Source organism: Halorubrum sp. F4 (assembly GCF_027257195.1).
GTDB lineage: Archaea > Halobacteriota > Halobacteria > Halobacteriales > Haloferacaceae > Halorubrum.
In genome coordinates, this window is sequence record NZ_JAPDFS010000004.1 from 302854 (window position 1) to 321076 (window position 18223).

21 protein-coding genes are annotated in these 18223 nt (G+C 70.8%); 12 read left to right on the forward strand and 9 right to left on the reverse strand.

Annotated features, from left to right (window positions below; genetic code table 11):
• The first annotated feature begins 84 nt into the window (after positions 1-84).
• A complete protein-coding gene (locus tag OKW78_RS12465) occupies positions 85-666 on the forward strand; it encodes a class I SAM-dependent methyltransferase (RefSeq protein WP_281195478.1) in 582 nt (193 codons plus the stop codon).
• Between the two features lie 80 nt (positions 667-746).
• Here the strand turns inward: OKW78_RS12465 and OKW78_RS12470 are convergent, their stop codons facing one another.
• Entirely contained in the window at positions 747-2162 is a 1416-nt protein-coding gene (locus tag OKW78_RS12470; protein ID WP_281195479.1) for an ATP-binding protein, read from the reverse strand.
• A 108-nt stretch (positions 2163-2270) separates the two neighbouring features.
• Here OKW78_RS12470 and idi point away from each other — a divergent pair, with 108 nt between their 5' ends.
• Both idi and OKW78_RS12480 read left to right on the forward strand, forming a co-directional pair.
• Entirely contained in the window at positions 2271-2867 is a 597-nt protein-coding gene (gene idi / locus OKW78_RS12475; RefSeq protein WP_281195480.1) for an isopentenyl-diphosphate Delta-isomerase, read from the forward strand.
• Positions 2868-2897: 30 nt separating this feature from the next.
• On the forward strand, positions 2898-3653 hold the full coding sequence (locus tag OKW78_RS12480; protein WP_281195481.1) for a DUF2064 domain-containing protein: 756 nt from the start codon (positions 2898-2900) through the stop codon (positions 3651-3653).
• Positions 3654-3717: 64 nt separating this feature from the next.
• Here OKW78_RS12480 and OKW78_RS12485 read toward each other — a convergent pair whose 3' ends face one another.
• The 5 genes from OKW78_RS12485 to OKW78_RS12505 form a co-directional block, all read right to left on the reverse strand.
• Complete coding sequence (locus tag OKW78_RS12485; protein ID WP_281195482.1) at positions 3718-5670, reverse strand: molybdopterin biosynthesis protein; 1953 nt, start codon at positions 5668-5670, stop codon at positions 3718-3720.
• Positions 5667-6935, reverse strand: a complete 1269-nt coding sequence (glp, locus tag OKW78_RS12490) for a gephyrin-like molybdotransferase Glp (RefSeq protein ID WP_281195483.1) — start codon at positions 6933-6935, stop codon at positions 5667-5669. The genes OKW78_RS12485 and glp overlap by 4 nt, the downstream gene beginning before the upstream one ends.
• A gap of 65 nt (positions 6936-7000) precedes the next feature.
• Entirely contained in the window at positions 7001-7861 is an 861-nt protein-coding gene (locus OKW78_RS12495) for a PHP domain-containing protein (RefSeq protein ID WP_281195484.1), read from the reverse strand.
• Between the two features lie 153 nt (positions 7862-8014).
• Positions 8015-8956, reverse strand: coding sequence for a permease (locus tag OKW78_RS12500; RefSeq protein ID WP_281195485.1), 942 nt, complete (start codon positions 8954-8956; stop codon positions 8015-8017).
• Positions 8957-9056: 100 nt separating this feature from the next.
• Positions 9057-9293: a hypothetical protein gene (locus OKW78_RS12505; RefSeq protein ID WP_122104286.1), complete on the reverse strand. Its 237-nt coding sequence runs from the start codon at positions 9291-9293 to the stop codon at positions 9057-9059.
• A 127-nt stretch (positions 9294-9420) separates the two neighbouring features.
• Here OKW78_RS12505 and OKW78_RS12510 point away from each other — a divergent pair, with 127 nt between their 5' ends.
• From OKW78_RS12510 to OKW78_RS12530, 5 genes are read left to right on the forward strand one after another with little or no spacing between them, the layout of a single operon-like run.
• The gene (locus OKW78_RS12510; RefSeq protein ID WP_122104287.1) at positions 9421-9612 is read left to right on the forward strand and encodes a zf-TFIIB domain-containing protein; all 192 of its coding nucleotides are present in this window, start codon (positions 9421-9423) and stop codon (positions 9610-9612) included.
• Between the two features lie 3 nt (positions 9613-9615).
• Positions 9616-10392, forward strand: coding sequence for a hypothetical protein (locus OKW78_RS12515; protein WP_281195486.1), 777 nt, complete (start codon positions 9616-9618; stop codon positions 10390-10392).
• A 3-nt stretch (positions 10393-10395) separates the two neighbouring features.
• Entirely contained in the window at positions 10396-10737 is a 342-nt protein-coding gene (locus OKW78_RS12520) for a hypothetical protein (RefSeq protein ID WP_281195487.1), read from the forward strand.
• Between the two features lie 24 nt (positions 10738-10761).
• Complete coding sequence (locus OKW78_RS12525; RefSeq protein WP_281195488.1) at positions 10762-11217, forward strand: nucleoside deaminase; 456 nt, start codon at positions 10762-10764, stop codon at positions 11215-11217.
• 2 nt (positions 11218-11219) lie between these two features.
• A complete protein-coding gene (locus tag OKW78_RS12530) occupies positions 11220-12281 on the forward strand; it encodes a carbohydrate kinase family protein (protein WP_281195489.1) in 1062 nt (353 codons plus the stop codon).
• Positions 12282-12311: 30 nt separating this feature from the next.
• Here the strand turns inward: OKW78_RS12530 and OKW78_RS12535 are convergent, their stop codons facing one another.
• Positions 12312-13139: a BtpA/SgcQ family protein gene (locus OKW78_RS12535; RefSeq protein WP_281195490.1), complete on the reverse strand. Its 828-nt coding sequence runs from the start codon at positions 13137-13139 to the stop codon at positions 12312-12314.
• Between the two features lie 133 nt (positions 13140-13272).
• Here OKW78_RS12535 and OKW78_RS12540 point away from each other — a divergent pair, with 133 nt between their 5' ends.
• The 4 genes from OKW78_RS12540 (at position 13273) to OKW78_RS12555 (ending at position 15400) form a co-directional block, all read left to right on the forward strand.
• Positions 13273-13623 carry a 4a-hydroxytetrahydrobiopterin dehydratase gene (locus OKW78_RS12540; protein ID WP_281195491.1) on the forward strand — a complete coding sequence of 117 codons (351 nt, stop codon included), beginning with the start codon at positions 13273-13275 and terminating at the stop codon, positions 13621-13623.
• An 81-nt stretch (positions 13624-13704) separates the two neighbouring features.
• Positions 13705-14193: a hypothetical protein gene (locus OKW78_RS12545; RefSeq protein ID WP_281195492.1), complete on the forward strand. Its 489-nt coding sequence runs from the start codon at positions 13705-13707 to the stop codon at positions 14191-14193.
• 210 nt (positions 14194-14403) lie between these two features.
• Positions 14404-14700, forward strand: coding sequence for a hypothetical protein (locus OKW78_RS12550; protein ID WP_281195493.1), 297 nt, complete (start codon positions 14404-14406; stop codon positions 14698-14700).
• Between the two features lies 1 nt (position 14701).
• Positions 14702-15400 (forward strand): DUF4382 domain-containing protein, encoded by a 699-nt coding sequence (locus OKW78_RS12555; RefSeq protein ID WP_281195494.1) that lies wholly within the window; start codon positions 14702-14704, stop codon positions 15398-15400.
• 13 nt (positions 15401-15413) lie between these two features.
• Here OKW78_RS12555 and OKW78_RS12560 read toward each other — a convergent pair whose 3' ends face one another.
• Positions 15414-16790 carry an FAD-binding oxidoreductase gene (locus tag OKW78_RS12560; protein ID WP_281195496.1) on the reverse strand — a complete coding sequence of 459 codons (1377 nt, stop codon included), beginning with the start codon at positions 16788-16790 and terminating at the stop codon, positions 15414-15416.
• 85 nt (positions 16791-16875) lie between these two features.
• Positions 16876-18045 carry a pyridoxal phosphate-dependent aminotransferase gene (locus OKW78_RS12565; RefSeq protein ID WP_281195497.1) on the reverse strand — a complete coding sequence of 390 codons (1170 nt, stop codon included), beginning with the start codon at positions 18043-18045 and terminating at the stop codon, positions 16876-16878.
• Between the last annotated feature and the right edge of the window lie 178 nt (positions 18046-18223).

Sequence of the window (18223 nt, forward strand, 5' to 3'; positions counted from 1 at the left end):
AAACGGTCCCGGTGGGACGTGCGGGGATCGCCGGAGCCCGCTTCGACCGAGGCATATAACTCCGCGCCGGCCGCAGCGAACGCCATGTACGGCCTCGGCGACGTCCGCTTCTTCGACCGGATCGCGCCGCTGTACGACCTCGTCATGCCGCCCGCGAACGGCACGGCGCTCTCGGCGGGGTTCGACCGGGCGGAGCGACCGATCGACCGGCTGCTCGACGTCGGCGGCGGCTCCGGGCGCGCGTCGGCCGCGCTGACGGGTCCCGACGTCACCGTCGTCGACGTCTCGTCCGGGATGCTCCGTCGGGCGCGGAACGCCCGGGGACTGTCGGCGGTCGCCGGCGACGCGGGACGGCTCCCGTTCCGCGACGGGAGCGTCGACGCGGTCATGGTCGTCGACGCGTTCCACCACCTGCCGGACCGGGAGGCCGCGCTCCGGGAGGCAGGGCGGGTCGTCGCGCCGGGCGGCGTCCTCGTCGTTCGCGAGTTCGATCCCACGCACCCGCTCGGGCGGCTCCTCGTCGCCGGCGAGCACGCGATCGGCATGGGGTCGCGGTTCTCGACGCCGGACGCGCTCGCGGACGACATGGAACGGGCCGGATTCGACTCGGCGGTCGTCGACCGTGGGTTCGGCTACACCGTCGCGGGAGTGCGAGCCGATCGCTGAAGGGGTCCGTCTACGGCGACCCGTCGAGTTAGTCTAAAAAGCGGTCCGCGTGCGAGTAGTCTGAAAAGCGGTCCGTGCGACTAGTCCTGCGGGTGGCCGTGTGCGTGCGCATCGTCGTCGTGGTCGTGGCCCTCGCCGTGGTCGTGACCGCCGCCGTGGTCCGGTCCGCTGTCGTCGGTCTCGCCGAGCACCTCCGCGCCCTCGCCGTCGATCATGTCCATGTTCTTGAGGTTGTCCCGTTCCTCGAAGTCCGCGACCGCCTCCATGACGTCCTCCTGGGTGATCGTCATGCGGTCCTCGGTCAGCGCGCCCAGGACGGCCTCCCGAAGCACCATCCGGAGGTCCGACCCCGTGAGGCCGGTGGTTCGGTCGGCGACCTCCTCCGGGTCGAAGTCGGCGATCTTCATCTCGCGGGTCACCACGCGGAGGATGTCCGCGCGCATGTTCCGGTCGGGCTTGGGGAAGTTGACGATCTCGTCGAAGCGCCGCCAGGCGGCCGCGTCGAGCTGGTCCGGGTGGTTCGTCGCGCCGATGAGGAGGACCTCGTCGCGGACGAGCGACACCTCGTCGATCGACTTGAGCAGGGTGTTGACTGCGCGCTTTAACGCGGCGTGTTCGTCCGAGCGGCGCGTCTTCGCGACCGAGTCGAACTCGTCGATGAAGAGGATACACGGCGAGAGCCGCTTCGCCACCTCGAAGGTCTTCTCGACGTTCTTGGCCGTCTCGCCGAGGTACTGGCTCGTGATCATCGACATCTTCACCTCGACGAGCGGGATCCCGAGCTGGTGGGCGAGCGCCCGCGAGACGGTGGTCTTCCCGGTTCCCGGCGGACCGACGAAGAGCAGCTTTCCGATCTCGCGGAGCCCGATGCTCGCGAGGTACTCGCGGTGTTCGATCGCCTTGACGATCTTCTGGATCTCCTCCTCCTGGTCGCCGGTCAACACGAGGTCGGCGAGCGTGGTCTCGATCTCCTCGGGCGCGCGGACGTTGACGAGGTCGAGCATCTCGCCGTCCTCGTCCTCGTCGAAGTACTCCTCGAGGAGCGCGTCGATCCAGACGCGGTCCGCCTCGATCGGCCGAACGTTGTCCCGCGCCTCCTCGTGGGAGACGGGCGCGTCGAGGCCGTCGGCGGCCGCGAGCGCCGCGACGAGCGTCGGGTTCGAGGCGATCCGGTCGGCGTCGGCGTGATCGCGGTACCACTCCAAGCCCATCGCCGGTTGGGTGAGCGTGATCTCGCCGGAGAACTCGGTGTGTTGGGTGAAGAGGAGGTCGGAGACCGCGTCCCAGGGCCGTTCGACGCCCGTCGCCGTTCGGGTGCTGGCGTCCGTCGCCTTCAGCGGGCGCTCGACGCCGCCGGGGGCGTCCTCGACTGCGTCGTCCGACCAGAACACCCGGCGGAACCGGGGCGGAAGGTCGTTCTCGTCGAGGTCGCGGTTCTCGGTGTAGAAGTGCGTGGTCAGAACGAACTCGACAACGTCGAGCGCCGGGTCACTCATCCCCGTTTGGTAGCCGTGGCAGGCGTTTAAGCGCGTCGAACTGCGGGTCGGTTCCGTTTCGTCGCGCCGTATCGAACCCTTATTAGTCTCGGTGTGAGACGGGGAGGTATGAGTTCCGACGACGCCGAGGCTCCCGATCCCGACGGCGGGGGTTCCGACGCCGACATCGACCACGAGAACGCCGCACAGGACGTCGTCGCCGTCGATCCGGACGACGAGCCGCAGGGCACCGTCAACCGGCTCGACGCCCACACCGGCGACGGGATCCGCCACCGGGCGTTCACCTGTCTCGTCTTCGATACCGACGGCCGGGTGCTACTCGCCCAGCGCGCGCCGACCAAGCGGCTGTGGGACGGCCACTGGGACGGCACCGTCGCCTCCCACCCCGTCGACGGACAGTCCCAGGAGGACGCGACCGCGACGCGCCTCGAGGAGGAACTGGGTATCACGCCCGACCAGTACGACGACCTCCGGGTCACGGACCGCTTCGAGTACAAGCGCTACTACCCCAACGAGGGCGTCGAGTGGGAGGTGTGTGCGGTCCTGAAGGTCACGCTCGAGGACACCGACCTCGATCCCGATCCCGCCGAGATCGGCGGCCGGATGTGGGTCGACTACGAGCACCTCCACGAGAATCCCGCGCTGTACCGCCAGCTCCGCCTCTGTCCCTGGTTCGAGATCGCGATGCGGCGCGACTTCGCGTAGTTCAAGGCGGAGCCGCGATTCCCTCCCACTATGACCGTCGTCGTCGTGTTTGCGAACCCGCCCCGCGAGGGGCTCGTCGCGACCGGGCTGGCGGAGTCGACGCCGCTCTCGACCGCCGAGGCCGCGGATCTGTACGAGGCCGCCTTCCGCGACGCCGTGCTCGCGGTCGACCGCTCCGGCGGCGAGCTGCTCGTCAACTATCCCGACGAGGAGGCCCTCCCCGAGTCCCACCGAACCGACACGCCGCCCGAGGCCGAGCTCCGCGCGCTGGTGGCCGACACGCTCGGCGGGACCGGCGACGTCCGGTTCGAGCGGCAGGTCGGCTCGACGTTCGGCGCGCGCGCCGGCAACACCGTGACGCACCTGCTCCGCGAGGAGGGAGCGGACTCGGTCGCGGTCGTGACGCCGACCGCGCCGCTGCTCTCGCGGACGACCATCGACTCGGCGGCGATGAAACTCCGGACCAACGAGGTCGTCATCGGGCCCTCGACCCGGGGGCGGGCGTACTACGCGGGCTTCGCCGAGCCGATCGACTTCGAGGGCGCGTTCGACTCCCCCGCGCTCCCGACGCTCGCCGCCCGCGGGAGCGACGCGGGCCACGACGTGGACTTCGTCGGGTCGCTCCCCTCCCTCGAGACGCGCGCCGACCTCCTCGACACGCTCCCGCTGCTGCGGGCGCGTTTCGCCGCGGAGCGGATCGTCCCCGACTACACCTCGGCGTTCGTCCACGAGCACGGCCTCGACGTGGTCGTCGAGGACGGCGAGGAGCGGATCGTCCGGAACTGAGGCGCTCGGACGTCCGCGCCGGTCGCCCGCCGGGCCTTCCGTCCGCGCCGTCGAGGCGATCCGCCTACGCCGAGTAGCCCGAGAGCCCCTCGATCAGCGTCGCGATCCCGTCGCCGTCGAGTTCGTCCGCGAGCGACGTCACCGCCTCGCGGTCGACACGGTCGGCCGCCGCGCGGACGACGACCGGCTGTTCGCCGAGCGGGACGAACCCACAGTCCAGCCGTTCGGCCGTCTCGCGCAGGGCGAGTCCGGCGTCAGCGTCGCCGGCGAGCACCCGCCGGACCGGGCTCTCGAACGCCCGGAGCGTCAGCCCGTAGCCGTCGATCCGGTCGGTCAACTCGCCAAGCGAGGCCGACCGCTCGGCCGCGAGGGCCTCGAGCGCGTCGTCGAGTCCCCGTCGGAGTCCCGCCTCGGTCGGACGGTTGACGAACCGGAGATCGCGGTCGACGAGGTCTCCGAGCCCCTCGACGCCCTCGGGGTTGCCGGCGGCCACGACGAGGCCCCATTCCCGCTGCCACTCGCCGAGGACGGCGTCGTCGACCGCGCGGTCGGTCGGACCGGCGGTGACGGCGACGTCAGGGACGCCGTCGCGGAGCCGGCGGTATCCCTCACGTGAGCCGACCGGGAGGTACCGCGGGTTCTCGAGCCGGTCGAGCAGGCGGTTGACCGCGGGGTCGTCCTCGCCGACGCCGAGCAGGGTCGGCGGCCGGACGTCCGGCGAGAAGAGTCGGACGGTGACGGGCTCGCCCGCGTCGAGGTACTCCGTGTCCGGGTCGACCGCCACGACGCCGTCGGCCTCGACGAGGCTCGTCGTCGCGCCGGACCCCTTGTCGACGGGATAGACGAGGGGTCTCTCTCGAGCGCCCGCCGGTCCGTCCGCGGCCGTGCCGCCGCCCAAGTCCAACAGCCCGACGGGCATCAGCCGGAGCCGTCCCTCGCCGTAGCGCTCGCGGACCGCCATCCGTCCCTCGACGGTCGCGGTCCGCGGCTCCGGGAGCCCGGCGGCCTCGCGGACCGCCGGAGCCACGAACGTCCGGAAGATCGTCAGCGCGGAGACCGGGTAGCCGGGGAGCCCGACGTAGGCGGACTCGCCGCCGTCGGCGCGGTCGAGCCGCCCGACCAGCATCGGCTTGCCCGGCTTGACCGCGACGCCGTGGAGCAGCAGCTCGCCCCGCTCCTCGATCACTCGATAGATCACGTCGACCGCGCTCGCGGAGGTCGACCCCGACGAGAGGACGAGGTCGCACTCGTCGGCCGCCTCCCGGAGCAGCCGCTCCATCTCCGCGTAGTCGTCGCCGGCGTGCGGGTAGAGGACGGGCTCGCCGCCGGCCTCCGAGACCCCCGCGGCGATCGTCGTCGAGTTCACGTCGTAGATCTCGCCGCTCGAGGGGTCGAGCTCGTCGCCGGGGCGCACCAGCTCGTCGCCGGTCGAGACGATCCCGACTCGCGGCCGGCCGCGGACGGGGACCTCGTCGACGCCGAGCGCCGAGAGCAACCCGATCTCGCGGGGAGTGAGGCGGGTGCCCGGGCCGAGCGCGCGGGCGCCCGCGGCGATGTCCGCGCCCGCGGCCATCACGTGGTCGCCCGGCGCGACCGACGTGCGGAACGCGATGCAGGTGGAATCACCCTCCGACGGCACCTCGTCGGTGCGTTCGACCATCACCACCGCGTCCGCGCCGTCCGGCATCACGGCCCCGGTCGACACCTCCGCGCAGGTCCCGGGCTCGACGGTCACCTCGGGAGTCGCCCCCGCGTGGACCGCGCCGACGAGGTCGAGTTCGACCGGGTCCGCCTCGTCGGCGCCGAACGTGTCGCGGGCGCGGACCGCGTAGCCGTCCATCGACGCGCGGTCGAACCCCGGCACGTCGATGCCGGCGTCGACCCGCTCGGCGAGCACTCGTCCGCGGGCGTCAGCGAGGGGGACCGGCTCGGGCTCCGGCACCAGATCCAGCGACCCGATGGCGTCGCGGGCGGCGTCGGGCTCGGCGAGGTCGCGGAACTCCTTGCGCTCCGTCATTCCGTCACCTCCCAGAGCTCGACGTCGACGACGTCGCCGGCGTCGAGGCCCTCCCTCGGCTCCGGCACGACGACCCAGCCGTCCGCGAGCGCGACGCTCGAGAGGACGCCCGATCCGCTCGCCCGGGTGGGCGTCGCGACGAACGCGGGGTCGTCCGCGTCGCGGTCGGCGTCCCCGTTGCGGTCGGAGTCGACCTCGTCGGACAGCTTCACGCGGGCGAACGTCCGCGTGCCGGGCTCGCTCGCGACCTTGCGGTCGAGTCGCGCTCCCCGGGTCGGGAACGGGTCGGCGGTCGTTCCGCCCACGCGCTTCTGCACGGGACGAAGGAACTGGACCGCGTTGACGATACAGGCCACGGGGTACCCCGGAAGCGACACCACGGGCGTCCCGTCCACGCGACCGAGACACACCGGATGACCGGGTTTGAGCGCGACGCCGTGGACCAGGACCTCGCCGAGGTCGTCGACGACCTCCGGGAGGAGGTCGCGCTCGCCGACCGAGGAGCCGCCGGTGGTGACGACCACGTCGGCGTCGAGGTCGCGCTCGATCGCGGCCGCGAGCGCGTCCTCGTCGTCGGTGACGACCTCGCGGTATCGGGCCTCGCCGCCCCACCGCTCGACCAGCCGCGAGACGGTGAGCCCGTTCGTCTCGATCACCTCGCCGGGCTCCGGATCCGACTGGACGAGCTCCTCGCCGGTCGGGATCACCGCCACGGTCGGGCGCTCGTGGACGACGACCTCGTCGAGGCCGACCGACTTACACAGCCCCAGATCGGACGGTCGGAGGGTCTCGCCCGCCTCGTAGAGGCGCTGGCCGTCCGCGACGTCCTCGCCGGCCGCGCCGACGTTCTCGCCGGCGGCGACCGCGTCGAACGTCTCGACCTCGTCGCCGATCGACTCGACGTGTTCGATCATCACGACCGCGTCCGCGCCCTCGGGAAGCGCGCTCCCCGTGTGAACCCGGGCGGCCTCGCCCGGGGAGATCGCTCCGTCCTCGCGGTCGCGCTCCCGCAGGACGGCCGGCGACCGGTCCGACGCGCCGAAGGTGTCCTCCGCGCGGACCGCGTATCCGTCCATCGCCGCCCGGTCGTAGCCCGGCACGGGCGCGGGCGCGTCGATCGGCTCGGCGAGGACTCGCCCGTCGGCGTCGGCGAGGCGGACCGTCTCGGTCCGGCCGTGGGCCTCGGCCGCGTCGAGCAGCGTCGTCCGCGCCTCGGCGACGCGGGTCCGACGCTTGAACCCGGCCTCGTGTCTGTCGTGGCTCATGGTCGTCCGTTTCGCCTCCGCGGGCAAAAACCCCGCTTCCCCGGCGGTCGACCGAACTCGCGGACCTACCTGAACCACGAGAGCGCCCGCCCGAACCGGTGGACCCCCTGTGAGAGGCCGACCCGCGCCATCGAGGCCGCCTCCGCGGCCCCGCGTACCGCGGCGGCAGTTCCGCGGCCGACGCCCGTCCGGGCGTAGTACCCGGACTTTCGGCCGGCGGCGACCAGGTAGTGTCTCGCCGCCATCGGGACCGGTGCGCGCTTCCCGCTCGCGCTCGTCGTCCCCTCGCGGACGGCCGCGAGGACGTCCTCCGCGGTCACGTCGTCGACCGACGCTCGTCCTCGGACCGTCAGCTCGGTGAACGCCCGACCGACGTAGTTCAGGTGGTGGGCGTCGCTGGCGGCGACGCCGGGATAACCGTGGAGCGCGGCGAATCGCCTGGCACGCCGGTTGCGATAGCCGGTGAACAGCCAGGCGTTGAAGGTCTCGATCGCGTCGACCTCGTCGACCGGGTCCTGACCGTCGGCCGCGTCGGAATCCGGCTCGGGAACGGGGACGTGTCGCCGCCGGACCCCGTGACGCGACCGCTGGAAGGGATGCGGAACGACCGCGACCCCGCCGTGGTCGTGGATCCACGTCACCGTCTCCGCGTAGGACTTCCGACGCGGCGGCATCCGGTCGACCCCGATCGCGAGCAGGTGGCCGTGAGCGGTCGACACCTCGACGCCGGGGATGCCGATCAGTCCGTATTCGGGGGCGAGTTCGGCCGCGCGTCTCGACTCGCCCATCGTGTCGTGGTCGGTGATCACGACCGCGTCGAGGCCGATGTCCGCGGCGTGTTCCAAGATCAGATCGACCGGCTCGTGGCCGTCGTAGCTGTCCTCCGAGTGGACGTGTAGGTCGATCCTGACGGTGACGCTGGACACGTCCCCGAGTAGACGGTCGACGATATATAAGCGTCCGATGTGAGCGCGTCCGAGGGATGCGATATCGGCTCGAACGCGATGAATCCCACTCGAACGTGACGAGGACGAACTCGAACGGGACGAACTCGATCCTCTCCGCGGGCGCGATCGGCGCTACTCGAACAGCCCGCGGATCCGGTCGGCGACCGACTTCTCGTCGGCCTCCGCCTGCTCCTCCGCGCGCTGTTGCTCGCGAAGTTCGCGTAACGCGGCGGCCTGGTCGTCGGTCCCCTCGCCGCTCGCGGTCTGCTTCTCGCCGCCCTGGAGTCCCTTGAGCTGGGAGACCGCGTCGTCGACGGTGCCGGTCGAGGTCCGCGTCTCCGTCGCTGACCCGGAGAGCACCCCCGGATCGACGTCGGCGTCGTCGACGGCGGTCGTGTTCAGCTCCAGCCGACGTCCCTCCGAGCGCTCGACGCCGCCCCAGGTGAGCTCCGCGTCGTCGAGCTCGCGCTCGATGTCGGCGCGGACCTGCTCGTCGGTGACCGCTTCGCCCCCCGAGCTCCCGTCACCGGCCGAACCGGCGTCGCCGGCCGCGCCGCCGGCGGCCGCGGCTCCGACCCCGCCGGCCGCTCCCGCCGTCGACGCCTGCTCGACGCGATGGGCGACGAGCGCCGCTCCGGTCGCGCCGATGACGGCGACGAGCCCGACGCTGTAGAGGGCGACGACCTGCGCGCTGTAGTCCGGCGGCTCGGGAACGTTCCAGTCGTGGGGATACACGCGGACGAACCAGCCGACCGCGACGAGACAGACCGTCGCGCCGGCGCTCCCGAGGTAGAGCATGCGGCGGTCGACCGGGAGGAGGACCACGACGCCGAGGAGGAGCCCCGGGAGTCCGAGGGCGGCGGCGACCGCGGCCACCTGTCGGACCGAGTACGTCGAGAGCGTGTTCGACGGCAACGTCGCGCTGTAGAGGAACACGGCTATCCCGACGATCCCCAGGCCGAGCCCCACGAAGAAGAGCCCGAACCCGGCGTACACGTCGACGGCCCGGTCGGGGTCGCCGATGTACCGTCGGTAGTAGCCGAAAAGCGGGTTCGTCTCGCTCGAATCGCTCATGTCTCGACGTTTCCGCCGAGTCTAATGATTGTTGCCCCCGCGTCCGCGAGTCGGTTCATCCCTCGGCGTGGCCTCAGCTCTCACCGCTGATTCCGTGGCCTCAGCTCGCCGGCTCCATCTCCTCCCAGCCGGCCGCGTCGCCGCGCAGCAGCGATCCGACGATCCAGACGACCGCGTCGACGCCGCGGTCCGCCTCGAGGTCTCCCCGCTCGACGCGTTCCACGAACCGATCCAGGTCGTCGAGATCGATCCGCCCGCAGGCCACCGCGTCCGTGATCGTGTCAGTGTCGCTTTCCAGCACGCCGAGAAGGTTCGTGTCGACCGCGTTCGCTCCCATTACAAAGAGAACTACAAACCGAGTTAATATATTAGTATCGGTTCATACGGTGAGGAGCACTCGTGAAACGATCCCGTTCGACCCCTGTGTTTTTCACGGCCGGCGTCCACCACTCACCCGAGAGACCGTGTCGACCGAGTGCCCGCGCTGTGGATCCGCGCTGACGACGTTCACGCTCGGCGGGGCCGAGGCCGTCGGCTGTGACGCCTGCGGCTACGCCGGCGTCGAGGTCGACCATTCCGGCGAACCCCGCATCGTCGAGAGCTGGGAGGAGGCGCTCGAACGGTTCGGCGGGGAGAGCAAGCGTAGAGAGGAGTAAGGAATGTCATCGCTCGATATCACCGACGACCACCGAGAACGCATCGAGGCGCTCCGCGCGGAGCTGGCCGACCGACACGCCGGCCCGTACGCGACCGTGGGGACCGAGGAGGTCCTCTCGTATCTGCTCGACCTCGCCGAGGCCGTCGACGACCCGGATCGCTCGGCCGACGTCGATCGGCTGGCAACCGGGGAATCCGGCTCCGAAGCCGATACCGAGGGCGTCGACGACGAGGGTTCCGACGCCGACGGGGGACGAGTCCCCTTCGACCGGGAGTCGGCTCGCGAGACGCTCCGCGAACGCAACCGGAGACACGGCGATCCCGAGGAGGCGGAGCGCTCGGACCTGTACTCGATCGCCGCCGCGTTCGACGTCGCCGGCCGCAGCGACATGGCCAAGGACGAGCTCGTCGAGGCGATCCTCGACGCGGCCGCGGCGCTGGCGGACGACCCCTTCGCCCACGTGGACGTGACGGTTCCCGGGGTCGCGGCCGATGCAAACGACGTAGACGACGCGGACGACGCGGCCGACGCAGACGACGCGGACGACGAGAACGCCGAGGACGACGCGGACGGCGAGGCCGATAACGGAAACGAGAACGACGCGGCCGACGGCGGTGCCGGCCAGCTGAACGCGATGATGAGCCTGCTCGACACTCACGACGACAAGTGGCGGGAGGGCGACGGCGACGCGCGGTACGAGGTGGAACTGCCCGACGGGGACGTCGAGACGGCCCGCACCAAGGACGACGTGCGGGCGCTCCTGTTCAGGAACTACTGACCCATGGGACTCCTCACGAGGCTTCGCGAGTGGCTCGGCGGCCTGCTCGGCGGTTCAGGAGAGACGGACGACGAGGTCGGCGAGGAGACGGCCGGATCGGAGCCGACGGAACCGGCGGGATCGGACGACGACCGACTCGATCCGGGTGCCGCCACCGAGACCAGGTCGACCGCGCCCGACGACGCGGTCGACAAGCTCCGGGAGCTACGGCAGGATTCACCGCCCGAAGAGAAGGAGATGGAGGAGAAGAAGGGGAACGAGGAAACGAAGGAGAGGGAGGAGAATCAAGGATCGGCCGACGGAACCGAACCGGACGAGCCCGCCGCCGGCGACGGGAAGCGTTAGGTCGCGGCGGTCGAAGGAACGGACATGCGCACGGACCAGGAACACGTCGCGCGGACGATCGAGCTCGCCGAGGAGGCGCTGTCGGACGGGAACACCCCGTTCGGCGCGCTGTTGGTCGTCGACGGCGAGGTGCGAAGGGAGTCGAAGAACACGACCCTGACCGACGAGGACGTCTCCGCACACCCGGAGCTCAAGCTGGCTCGATGGGCCGGCCGCGAGCTCTCGGCCGAGGAGCTGGCCGACTGTACGATGTACGCGAGCACCGAGCCGTGTCCGATGTGTACCGCCGCGATCCACTACGCCGGGATCGACCGCGTCGTCTTCGGCGTCGCGGGCGAGACGCTCCACGAGCTCACCGGCGGGGGGATCCCGATCCCCGCCGCCGAGGTGATCCGGCGAGCCGACGGCGACACCGCCGTGGAGGGACCGATCGCGACCGAGGCCGCGATGGCCGTCCACCGCTCCTTCTACGGGGAGTGACGATGCCGTCCGAGAACGTCGATGGCTCCGAGAACGTCGATGGCTCCGAGAACGCCGACGGCACCGAAACGCTCACGGATCCGCCGCGGGTCACCACCATCGGCGCGGCCGCGGTCGACGAGTGGTACGCCGTCTCGAACCTCCCGGAGCCGGACGGCGGCGCGTACGCGAGCGAGGTCGAGACCGCCCCGGGCGGCGTCGGCGCGAACGTGGCGGTCGGTCTCGATCGGCTCGGCCGCGACGTCGGGCTGGTCAGCCGCGTCGGCGACGACGAATACGGTCGCCTGGCGCGCTCCTGGCTGGCCGAGACCGGCGTCGACGGGTCACGGATCGAGGTCGGGGACGACCCGACGACGCGGTCGGTGATCCTCAGCGCGCCGGACGGCGAGCGCGCCATCGTCACCGCCGGGGAGAGCGTCCGCGAACTGCGGCTCGACTCGGCGACCCTCGAGTCGGTCGTCGGGAGCGAGGTCGTCTTCCTCACGGCGTACGCGCCGGACCGCGTCGCCCGATCGGTGCTCGATCGGGTTCTCGACGCGCCCGAGGCCGACCGGCCGGCGCTCGTCTTCGACCTCTCGGGACCGGTCACCGAACTCGCCGGTCGCGGGACCGAACCGGAGACGGTCCACGGCTACCTCCACCACGCCGACCTCTTCGTCGCCGGCGGCGTCGCCGCGCCCGCCTACTTCGGCGGACGCGAGGCCGCTGTCGATCGGCTCGCCGCGGTCCGCACCCCGTCCGTCGGCCCCGCGGTCCTCACCCACGGCGCGGACGGGATGACCGTGATCGCGGACGGTGAGACGACGCGAGTCGACGCGTTCGAGGTCGACGTCGTCGACACGACCGGAGCGGGCGACGCGTTCCTCGCCGGCCTGATCGACCGGTGGCTCCTGACGGAACGCGACTCGGCGGAGGAGCGCTCGGACGAGGCGCTCGTCGACGCCGTCCGGTTCGCGGCCGCGGTCGCGGCGATCAACTGTACGGAGCGGTTCACACAGACCGGGCTGCCGACCCGCGAGGAGGTCCGGGCGTTTCTCGCGGAGCGCGGCGTGGATCTACGGTGACGCGGAAGGGGGACGGGAGGGGCCGTTCGCTCACCGGACCTCGTCCGCCCGCTCCACGAGCTTCGTGACCCGGTCGGGATCGACCGGCGCGGTCGTCTCGCCGCCCTCCTTCAGCGCGGTCCCGACGATGACGCCGTCCGCGACGCCGAGGATCTCGCCGATCGTGTCGGGGCGGACGCCGCTGCCGACGAACACCGGCGTGTCGAGCCCGTGTCGCTCGCGCTCGGCGACGACCGCCTCCAGCGCGTCGTCGTCGACCGCGTGTCCGGTCCCCGACCCCGAGGCGATCACGGCGTCCGCGAGGCCGCGTTCCGCGGTGTCCGCGAACGACTCCGCGGAGTATCCCGCCGGGGTGAGCGGCGCCGAGTGTTTCACGTCGGTGTCGGCGAAGACCCCGACGTCGACGCCGAGCCGCTCGCGGAGTCGGATCGTCTCGTGGGCGCGTCCCTCGACGATCCCCTGGTCCGTGACTCGCGCGCCCGTGTGAACGTTCACGCGGACGAACTCCGCCCCGACCGCGGCCGCGACGGAGACGGCCGCCTCGACGTCGTTCCGGAGGACGTTGATCCCGAGCGGTAAGTCGACCGCGGCCGCGACCTCGGTCGCCGCACGGGTCGTCGCCGCGACCGTGTGTTTCGGCACGTCGTCGGGGTAGAACGGGGCGTCGCCGAAGTTCTCGATCATCAGCCCGTCGACGCCGCCCGCCTCGAGTCTCGTCGCGTCGCTCACGGCGCGCTCGACGGCCGCGTCCATCGCGACCGCCCCGTCGTCGGGCGCGGCCGGCGCGCCCGGGAGCGCGGGCAGGTGTATCATGCCGATCACCGGCGCGTCCGTGCCGAACGTGGAGTCGTGGTTCATGCGTCCCCCGAGGAGTGCCCCCGGTTTAACGCCCTCGTCGTGCGGACCGACTGCGGCTCGTCGTGCGGACCGACTACGGCTCGTCGGCCCGGCGCACGGAAGCTACAAACCCCTTCGAGACCAACGGTATCCCATGACATCCCCGCTCGCCGACGAGCCGGTGGAGCCGTCCGCGGAGGACGACGAACCGCTGACGCCGGAGGAGTACGCCGACCACCTCGACGAGCTCGGCGACGCCTGGGAGGTCGTCGAGGAACACCACCTCGAGGCGACGTACGCCTTCGAGGACTTCGCGAGCGCGCTCGCGTTCACGAACGACGTGGGGGAGCTCGCGGAGGCGGAGTGGCACCACCCCGACGTCCACCTCTCGTGGGGGGAGGTCCGCATCGAGATGTGGAGCCACGACATCGACGGGCTCCACCGGTCCGACTTCGTGATGGCGGCGCGGATGGACCGGATATACGACGAGTACGACGAGGCGTGAGATCCGGCCGCAAAGACCGGCGAACCGAGCCGGAACCGGTCAACGAACGCCTTTAAATCCCTCCCGGAGAAACGGAGGGCAATGAGCGACAACGTCTTTCTCGTCCCGATCGACCCGGAGAACTTCGATCGAACCGTTCGATCCACGGTCGATCTCGACGAGTACGACGACCGGCCGGAGCCGCTCGCGGACCTCGAGGAGGCACGGCTGTGGGCCGTCGACGACGACAGCGGGAACGGCTCGACCTTCGACCGCATGGAGTCGGGCGACCTCCTCCTCTTCTACCACGACGGCGAGTACGTCGCCACCGGACGGGTGGGCGAGACGTTCGCCGACGAGGACCGCTGGGTCAGCGGCACGTTCTGGACCGCGTTCCCGACCACGCGGGTGTACACGGTCGAATCGTTCGCGCCGGTCTCGGTCCCCAAACGCGGCGTCAATCGCATCTTCGACTACTCCGCGTCGTACACGCCGGGGTTCATGCGCGTCGCCGACGCTCGCGTCACTCGCGACCTGTCCACGATCGAGACCGCCCTCGACGCCTACACCAAGCGGAACGCCGAGGCGTAGCCGGACGGACCGAACGTTTTCGGTCGCCGACGATCCTCGCGGGCCAGCGTGACGCTCCGTCGATCGTCCCGTCGATCCCTCCGAACGGCCACAGTTCCCGGATCAACGGTCTCAATACTGCTCGAACCGGATTAACTCGAGTTAATTCGGGACGAACCGGGCGAAGCGATTGGGTCATTGAAGTCCGTGGACGGTCGAGGAGCAGTCGCAATGAACGCCATTCGAACCGCGCTCCTTGGAGCGCTCGCCGCGGTCGTACTGATCGGAACCGGCGTCGCTGCCGGCGGCGTCGCGGCGGCCGGACCGAACGCACCAGCCGACGTCGGACCGAACGCGGCCGCCGGCGACGACGCCGGGCCGCCGAGCGACCTGCCGGGACCCGTCCCGGACTTCGTGGGTGACCTCCTGGACGCGATCGACGGCTTCCTCTCGGGCGAGATCGGAAACCTCGGCGACGCGGTGAGCGACCTCGCCGGTAACGCCGCCGGCGGCGTCGGGGGTGCCTGAGATGGGCGACCGACTCGATCGGCTCGCGCTCGGTCGTCGTGACTACCTCCGCGCGACCGGCGCCGCCGCGCTCGGGACCGCCGGGATCGCCGGCTGCGTCGGCCGCGCGACCGGCACGCTCGCGACGTCCGTCACCGACCAGCCGGCCGACATCGCCGACTTCGAGTCGCTCGTCGTCACGATCGACGGGGTCTGGATAGGACCGGAGGGCGGTGACGGGGACGGCGAGGACGGAGACGACGAGGCCGAAGACGACGAGAACACCACCGAGACCGATACCGGTGGAAGCGGCGCGGAAAACGGCACCGAAACCGATGACGGCGAGGGCGACGACGCCGACGAGGACGAGCCGCAGGGACGCGAGTATCACGAGTTCGACGAGCCACAGGAGGCCGACCTCGTCCAGTTACAGGGCGAGGAGACGCAGCTGATCGACGAGCGCGAGCTGGCGATCGGGACCTATCCGTACCTCCAGCTCGACGTCTCCGGAACCGACGCGACCCTCGCGGACGGCGGCGAGGCGACCGTCGAACTGCCCGGGAACGCGCCGCTCACCTTCAACCGGGAGTTCGAGATCAGGGAGGACTCGGTCACGAGCTTCACCGCCGACTTCGCGCCGGTGAAACGCGGCGACGGGACGTACCTGCTCCGGCCGGTGCCGCGAGGGATCGAAGTGAGCTACGACGAGGAAGGCGAGTAGCGCGAACCGAACCTCACTCGGGGAATATCTTCCCCGGGTTGAGCGTCCCGTGGGGGTCGAGCGCGTCCTTGATCGCGCGCATCGCCTCGACGCCGGTCTCGCCGTGTTCGACCGGGAGGAACTCGCGTTTCCCCTGGCCGATCCCGTGTTCGCCGGTCGCGGTCCCGCCGAGGTCGATCGCCTCCGTGACGATCGACTCGTAGATCTCGTGGGCCTCGCGGACGGCAGCCTCGTCGTCCGGGTCGACGAGCACGTCGAAGTGGACGTTCCCGTCGCCGGAGTGGCCGAACGTCGGGATCGGCACGTCGTGTGCGTCGGCCACCTCGTGGACGTGTGCGACGATGTTCGAGAAGGAGCCGATCGGCACCGCGACGTCGCCGGCGTGGATCGACTCCAGTTCGGGGTAGTACGCCCGGACCGCGTCCGCGAGCTCGTGGCGTGGCTTCCAGACCGCCTCGGGGTCGGTCTCGCCGTCGAGGAGGACCTCTACCGGGTCGTGCGCGTCGAGTATCGCTCGGGCGAACTCGACCTCCTGCTCGAGGCCGTGGTCGGCCTGGAACTCTAAGAAGAGCGTCGGCCCCTCGGGGAGTTCGGAGCCCACGTAGTCGTTGACCATCCGGGCGCTCAGCTCGTCGACGAGCTCCACGGCGCTGACGTCGACGCCCGAGCCGACGAGGTCCGCCGCGGCGGCGGTCGCGTCGTCGAGCGTTCCGAACGTCGCCCGCCCGACCCGCGTTCGCTCGGGGCGTCCGGCGAGTGCGAGCGTCGCCCGGGTCACCACGCCGAGGGTGCCCTCGCTGCCGACGATCAGGTCACGGAGGTCGTAGCCGGAGGAGGTCTTCTCGGCGCGCGTTCCCGTCGTGAACACGGAGCCGTCGGCGAGGACGACCTCGATCTCGCGAACCCAGTCGCCGACCTTGCCGTACTTGACCGTCCGCTTCCCGCTGGCGTTCGTCGCGATCATCCCGCCGATCGTCGCCATGTCCCCGGAGGTCGGCAGCGGCGGGAAGAAGAGGCCGTGGGCGGCGACCGCCTCGTCGACGTCGGCCCCGATGACGCCCGGCTCGACGTCGATCTGGAGGTCGTCGGGGCGCACGTCCACGATCGAATCCATCCGGGTCAGATCGAGGCTGATCCCGCCGCGGGCGGGGACCGCGTTGCCCTCGATCCCCGTCCCGGCCGCGAAGGGCGTGACGGGGATCCCCCGTTCGGTCGCGGCCGCGAGCACGTCGGACACCTCGGCGGTCGACTCCGGCCAGACGACGACGTCGGGCGGGGAGGCGTCCGCGAGCGCGGTGCCCCAGTCGGTCCCGTGGTGGTCGCGGTCGGCGTCCGTCGTCGACACCTGGTCCGGCGAGAGTATCGAGCGGAGAAACGACGCGTCGGTCATGCGAGAGCCTGGCGAGTGACGGGCAAAAAGGTAGCGACGGCGTGACCGTTCCCGGTTCGGACGCGCGAGGCGCCCGACCGGAGTCCTACTCCTCCCAGAACCGGCTCTCGTCGAGGCGGTCGATCGCGCGGCCGATCGTCTCCTCGTTCCGCGAGAAGGTGAACCGGACCCACTCCTCCCCGTCGTCCGTGTAGAAGCTGCTCCCGGGGACCGCGGCGACGCCCGCCTCGCGGATGAGCCGGAAACAGAACTCCGTGTCGTCCTCGTCGGTCGGGTACCGCGTCAGCATGTAGTAGGCCCCGTCCGGCTTGACGGGGTCGAGCCCCACCGACCGGAGGCCGTCGTACAGCTGCTCTCTCCGTTGCTCGTAGGAGTCCGAAAGCTCCTCGTAGTAGCTCTCGGGCAGCGAGAGCGCCTCGACGCCGGCGTGCTGGAACGGGGTCGGCGCGCAGATGCTCGTGTAGTCGTGGAACTTCCGCAGCTCCGCCGAGAGCGGCTCGGGCGCGAGCACGAACCCGACGCGCCACCCCGTGACCGAGTACGTCTTCGACATCCCGGTACAGACGACGGTCCGCTCGGCGAGGCCGTCGACCGTCACCGGGCTCCGGTAGTGGTCCGCGTAGACGATGTGCTCGTAGATCTCGTCGGTGATCACGATCAGGTCCTCCGCGACGGCGACCTCGGCGATCAGCTCGAGCTCGTCGGGCGTGAACACCTTCCCGGTCGGGTTGTGCGGGTGGTTCAAGATCAGGATCGACGCGTCCGCCGCAGCCTCGCGGAGCGCGTCCTCCTCGACGGCCAGCCCGTCGGTGATGTCGATCGGGATCGGCTGCCCCTCGGCGAACTGGACGCCGGGGATGTAGCTCTCGTAGGTCGGCTCGAAGTAGACGACGCCGTCGCCGGGGTCACAGAGCGCCAGAAGTGAGGACATGAGTCCCTCGCTCGTACCGCTCGTGATCGTGACCTCCGTCTCGGGGTCGTACTCGATCCCCTTCCAGTCGGCGTAGCGTTCGGAGACCGCCTCCCGGAGCGCCGGCAGTCCCCAGGTGATGGTGTACTGGCTGTCCGTGTCGACCGCCTCCTTGGCCGCTCGCTTGACCGACGGCGGCGTCTCGTCCTCGTCCGGGATCCCCTGTGAGAGGTTGATCGCCTCGTGACGGTGCGCCTCGCGAGTCATCTCCCTGATGACCGACTCGTTCATTCCGCCGACGCGGCGGCTCCCGAGCGACCGATCGAACGCGTTTCCGAAGGTCATACCTCCGCTATCGAGGCGAGTAGGAAAACGGACCCGGTTTCGGAGCCATCGAACCCGGTCGACGATGACATTCGACGGACTTCGGCCCCCTGAGTTATCCGATGTCCCGCTTCCCGGTACGTTTATTTACGCGGATCGCAGTTGATCCTGCGTGATGGAGTACGAAGCACACGAGCTA

Coding starts and splice junctions, on each gene's coding strand:
- OKW78_RS12535 (WP_281195490.1), bottom strand. CDS start 13,139: ATGAACCACGACTCCACGTTCGGCACGGACGCGCCGGTGATCGGCATG.
- OKW78_RS12550 (WP_281195493.1), top strand. CDS start 14,404: ATGAACGCCATTCGAACCGCGCTCCTTGGAGCGCTCGCCGCGGTCGTA.
- OKW78_RS12500 (WP_281195485.1), bottom strand. CDS start 8,956: ATGAGCGATTCGAGCGAGACGAACCCGCTTTTCGGCTACTACCGACGG.
- OKW78_RS12505 (WP_122104286.1), bottom strand. CDS start 9,293: ATGGGAGCGAACGCGGTCGACACGAACCTTCTCGGCGTGCTGGAAAGC.
- OKW78_RS12465 (WP_281195478.1), top strand. CDS start 85: ATGTACGGCCTCGGCGACGTCCGCTTCTTCGACCGGATCGCGCCGCTG.
- OKW78_RS12555 (WP_281195494.1), top strand. CDS start 14,702: ATGGGCGACCGACTCGATCGGCTCGCGCTCGGTCGTCGTGACTACCTC.
- OKW78_RS12520 (WP_281195487.1), top strand. CDS start 10,396: ATGGGACTCCTCACGAGGCTTCGCGAGTGGCTCGGCGGCCTGCTCGGC.
- OKW78_RS12470 (WP_281195479.1), bottom strand. CDS start 2,162: ATGAGTGACCCGGCGCTCGACGTTGTCGAGTTCGTTCTGACCACGCAC.
- OKW78_RS12540 (WP_281195491.1), top strand. CDS start 13,273: ATGACATCCCCGCTCGCCGACGAGCCGGTGGAGCCGTCCGCGGAGGAC.
- OKW78_RS12530 (WP_281195489.1), top strand. CDS start 11,220: ATGCCGTCCGAGAACGTCGATGGCTCCGAGAACGTCGATGGCTCCGAG.
- OKW78_RS12545 (WP_281195492.1), top strand. CDS start 13,705: ATGAGCGACAACGTCTTTCTCGTCCCGATCGACCCGGAGAACTTCGAT.
- OKW78_RS12525 (WP_281195488.1), top strand. CDS start 10,762: ATGCGCACGGACCAGGAACACGTCGCGCGGACGATCGAGCTCGCCGAG.
- OKW78_RS12485 (WP_281195482.1), bottom strand. CDS start 5,670: ATGACGGAGCGCAAGGAGTTCCGCGACCTCGCCGAGCCCGACGCCGCC.
- idi (WP_281195480.1), top strand. CDS start 2,271: ATGAGTTCCGACGACGCCGAGGCTCCCGATCCCGACGGCGGGGGTTCC.
- OKW78_RS12515 (WP_281195486.1), top strand. CDS start 9,616: ATGTCATCGCTCGATATCACCGACGACCACCGAGAACGCATCGAGGCG.
- OKW78_RS12565 (WP_281195497.1), bottom strand. CDS start 18,045: ATGACCTTCGGAAACGCGTTCGATCGGTCGCTCGGGAGCCGCCGCGTC.
- OKW78_RS12560 (WP_281195496.1), bottom strand. CDS start 16,790: ATGACCGACGCGTCGTTTCTCCGCTCGATACTCTCGCCGGACCAGGTG.
- glp (WP_281195483.1), bottom strand. CDS start 6,935: ATGAGCCACGACAGACACGAGGCCGGGTTCAAGCGTCGGACCCGCGTC.
- OKW78_RS12480 (WP_281195481.1), top strand. CDS start 2,898: ATGACCGTCGTCGTCGTGTTTGCGAACCCGCCCCGCGAGGGGCTCGTC.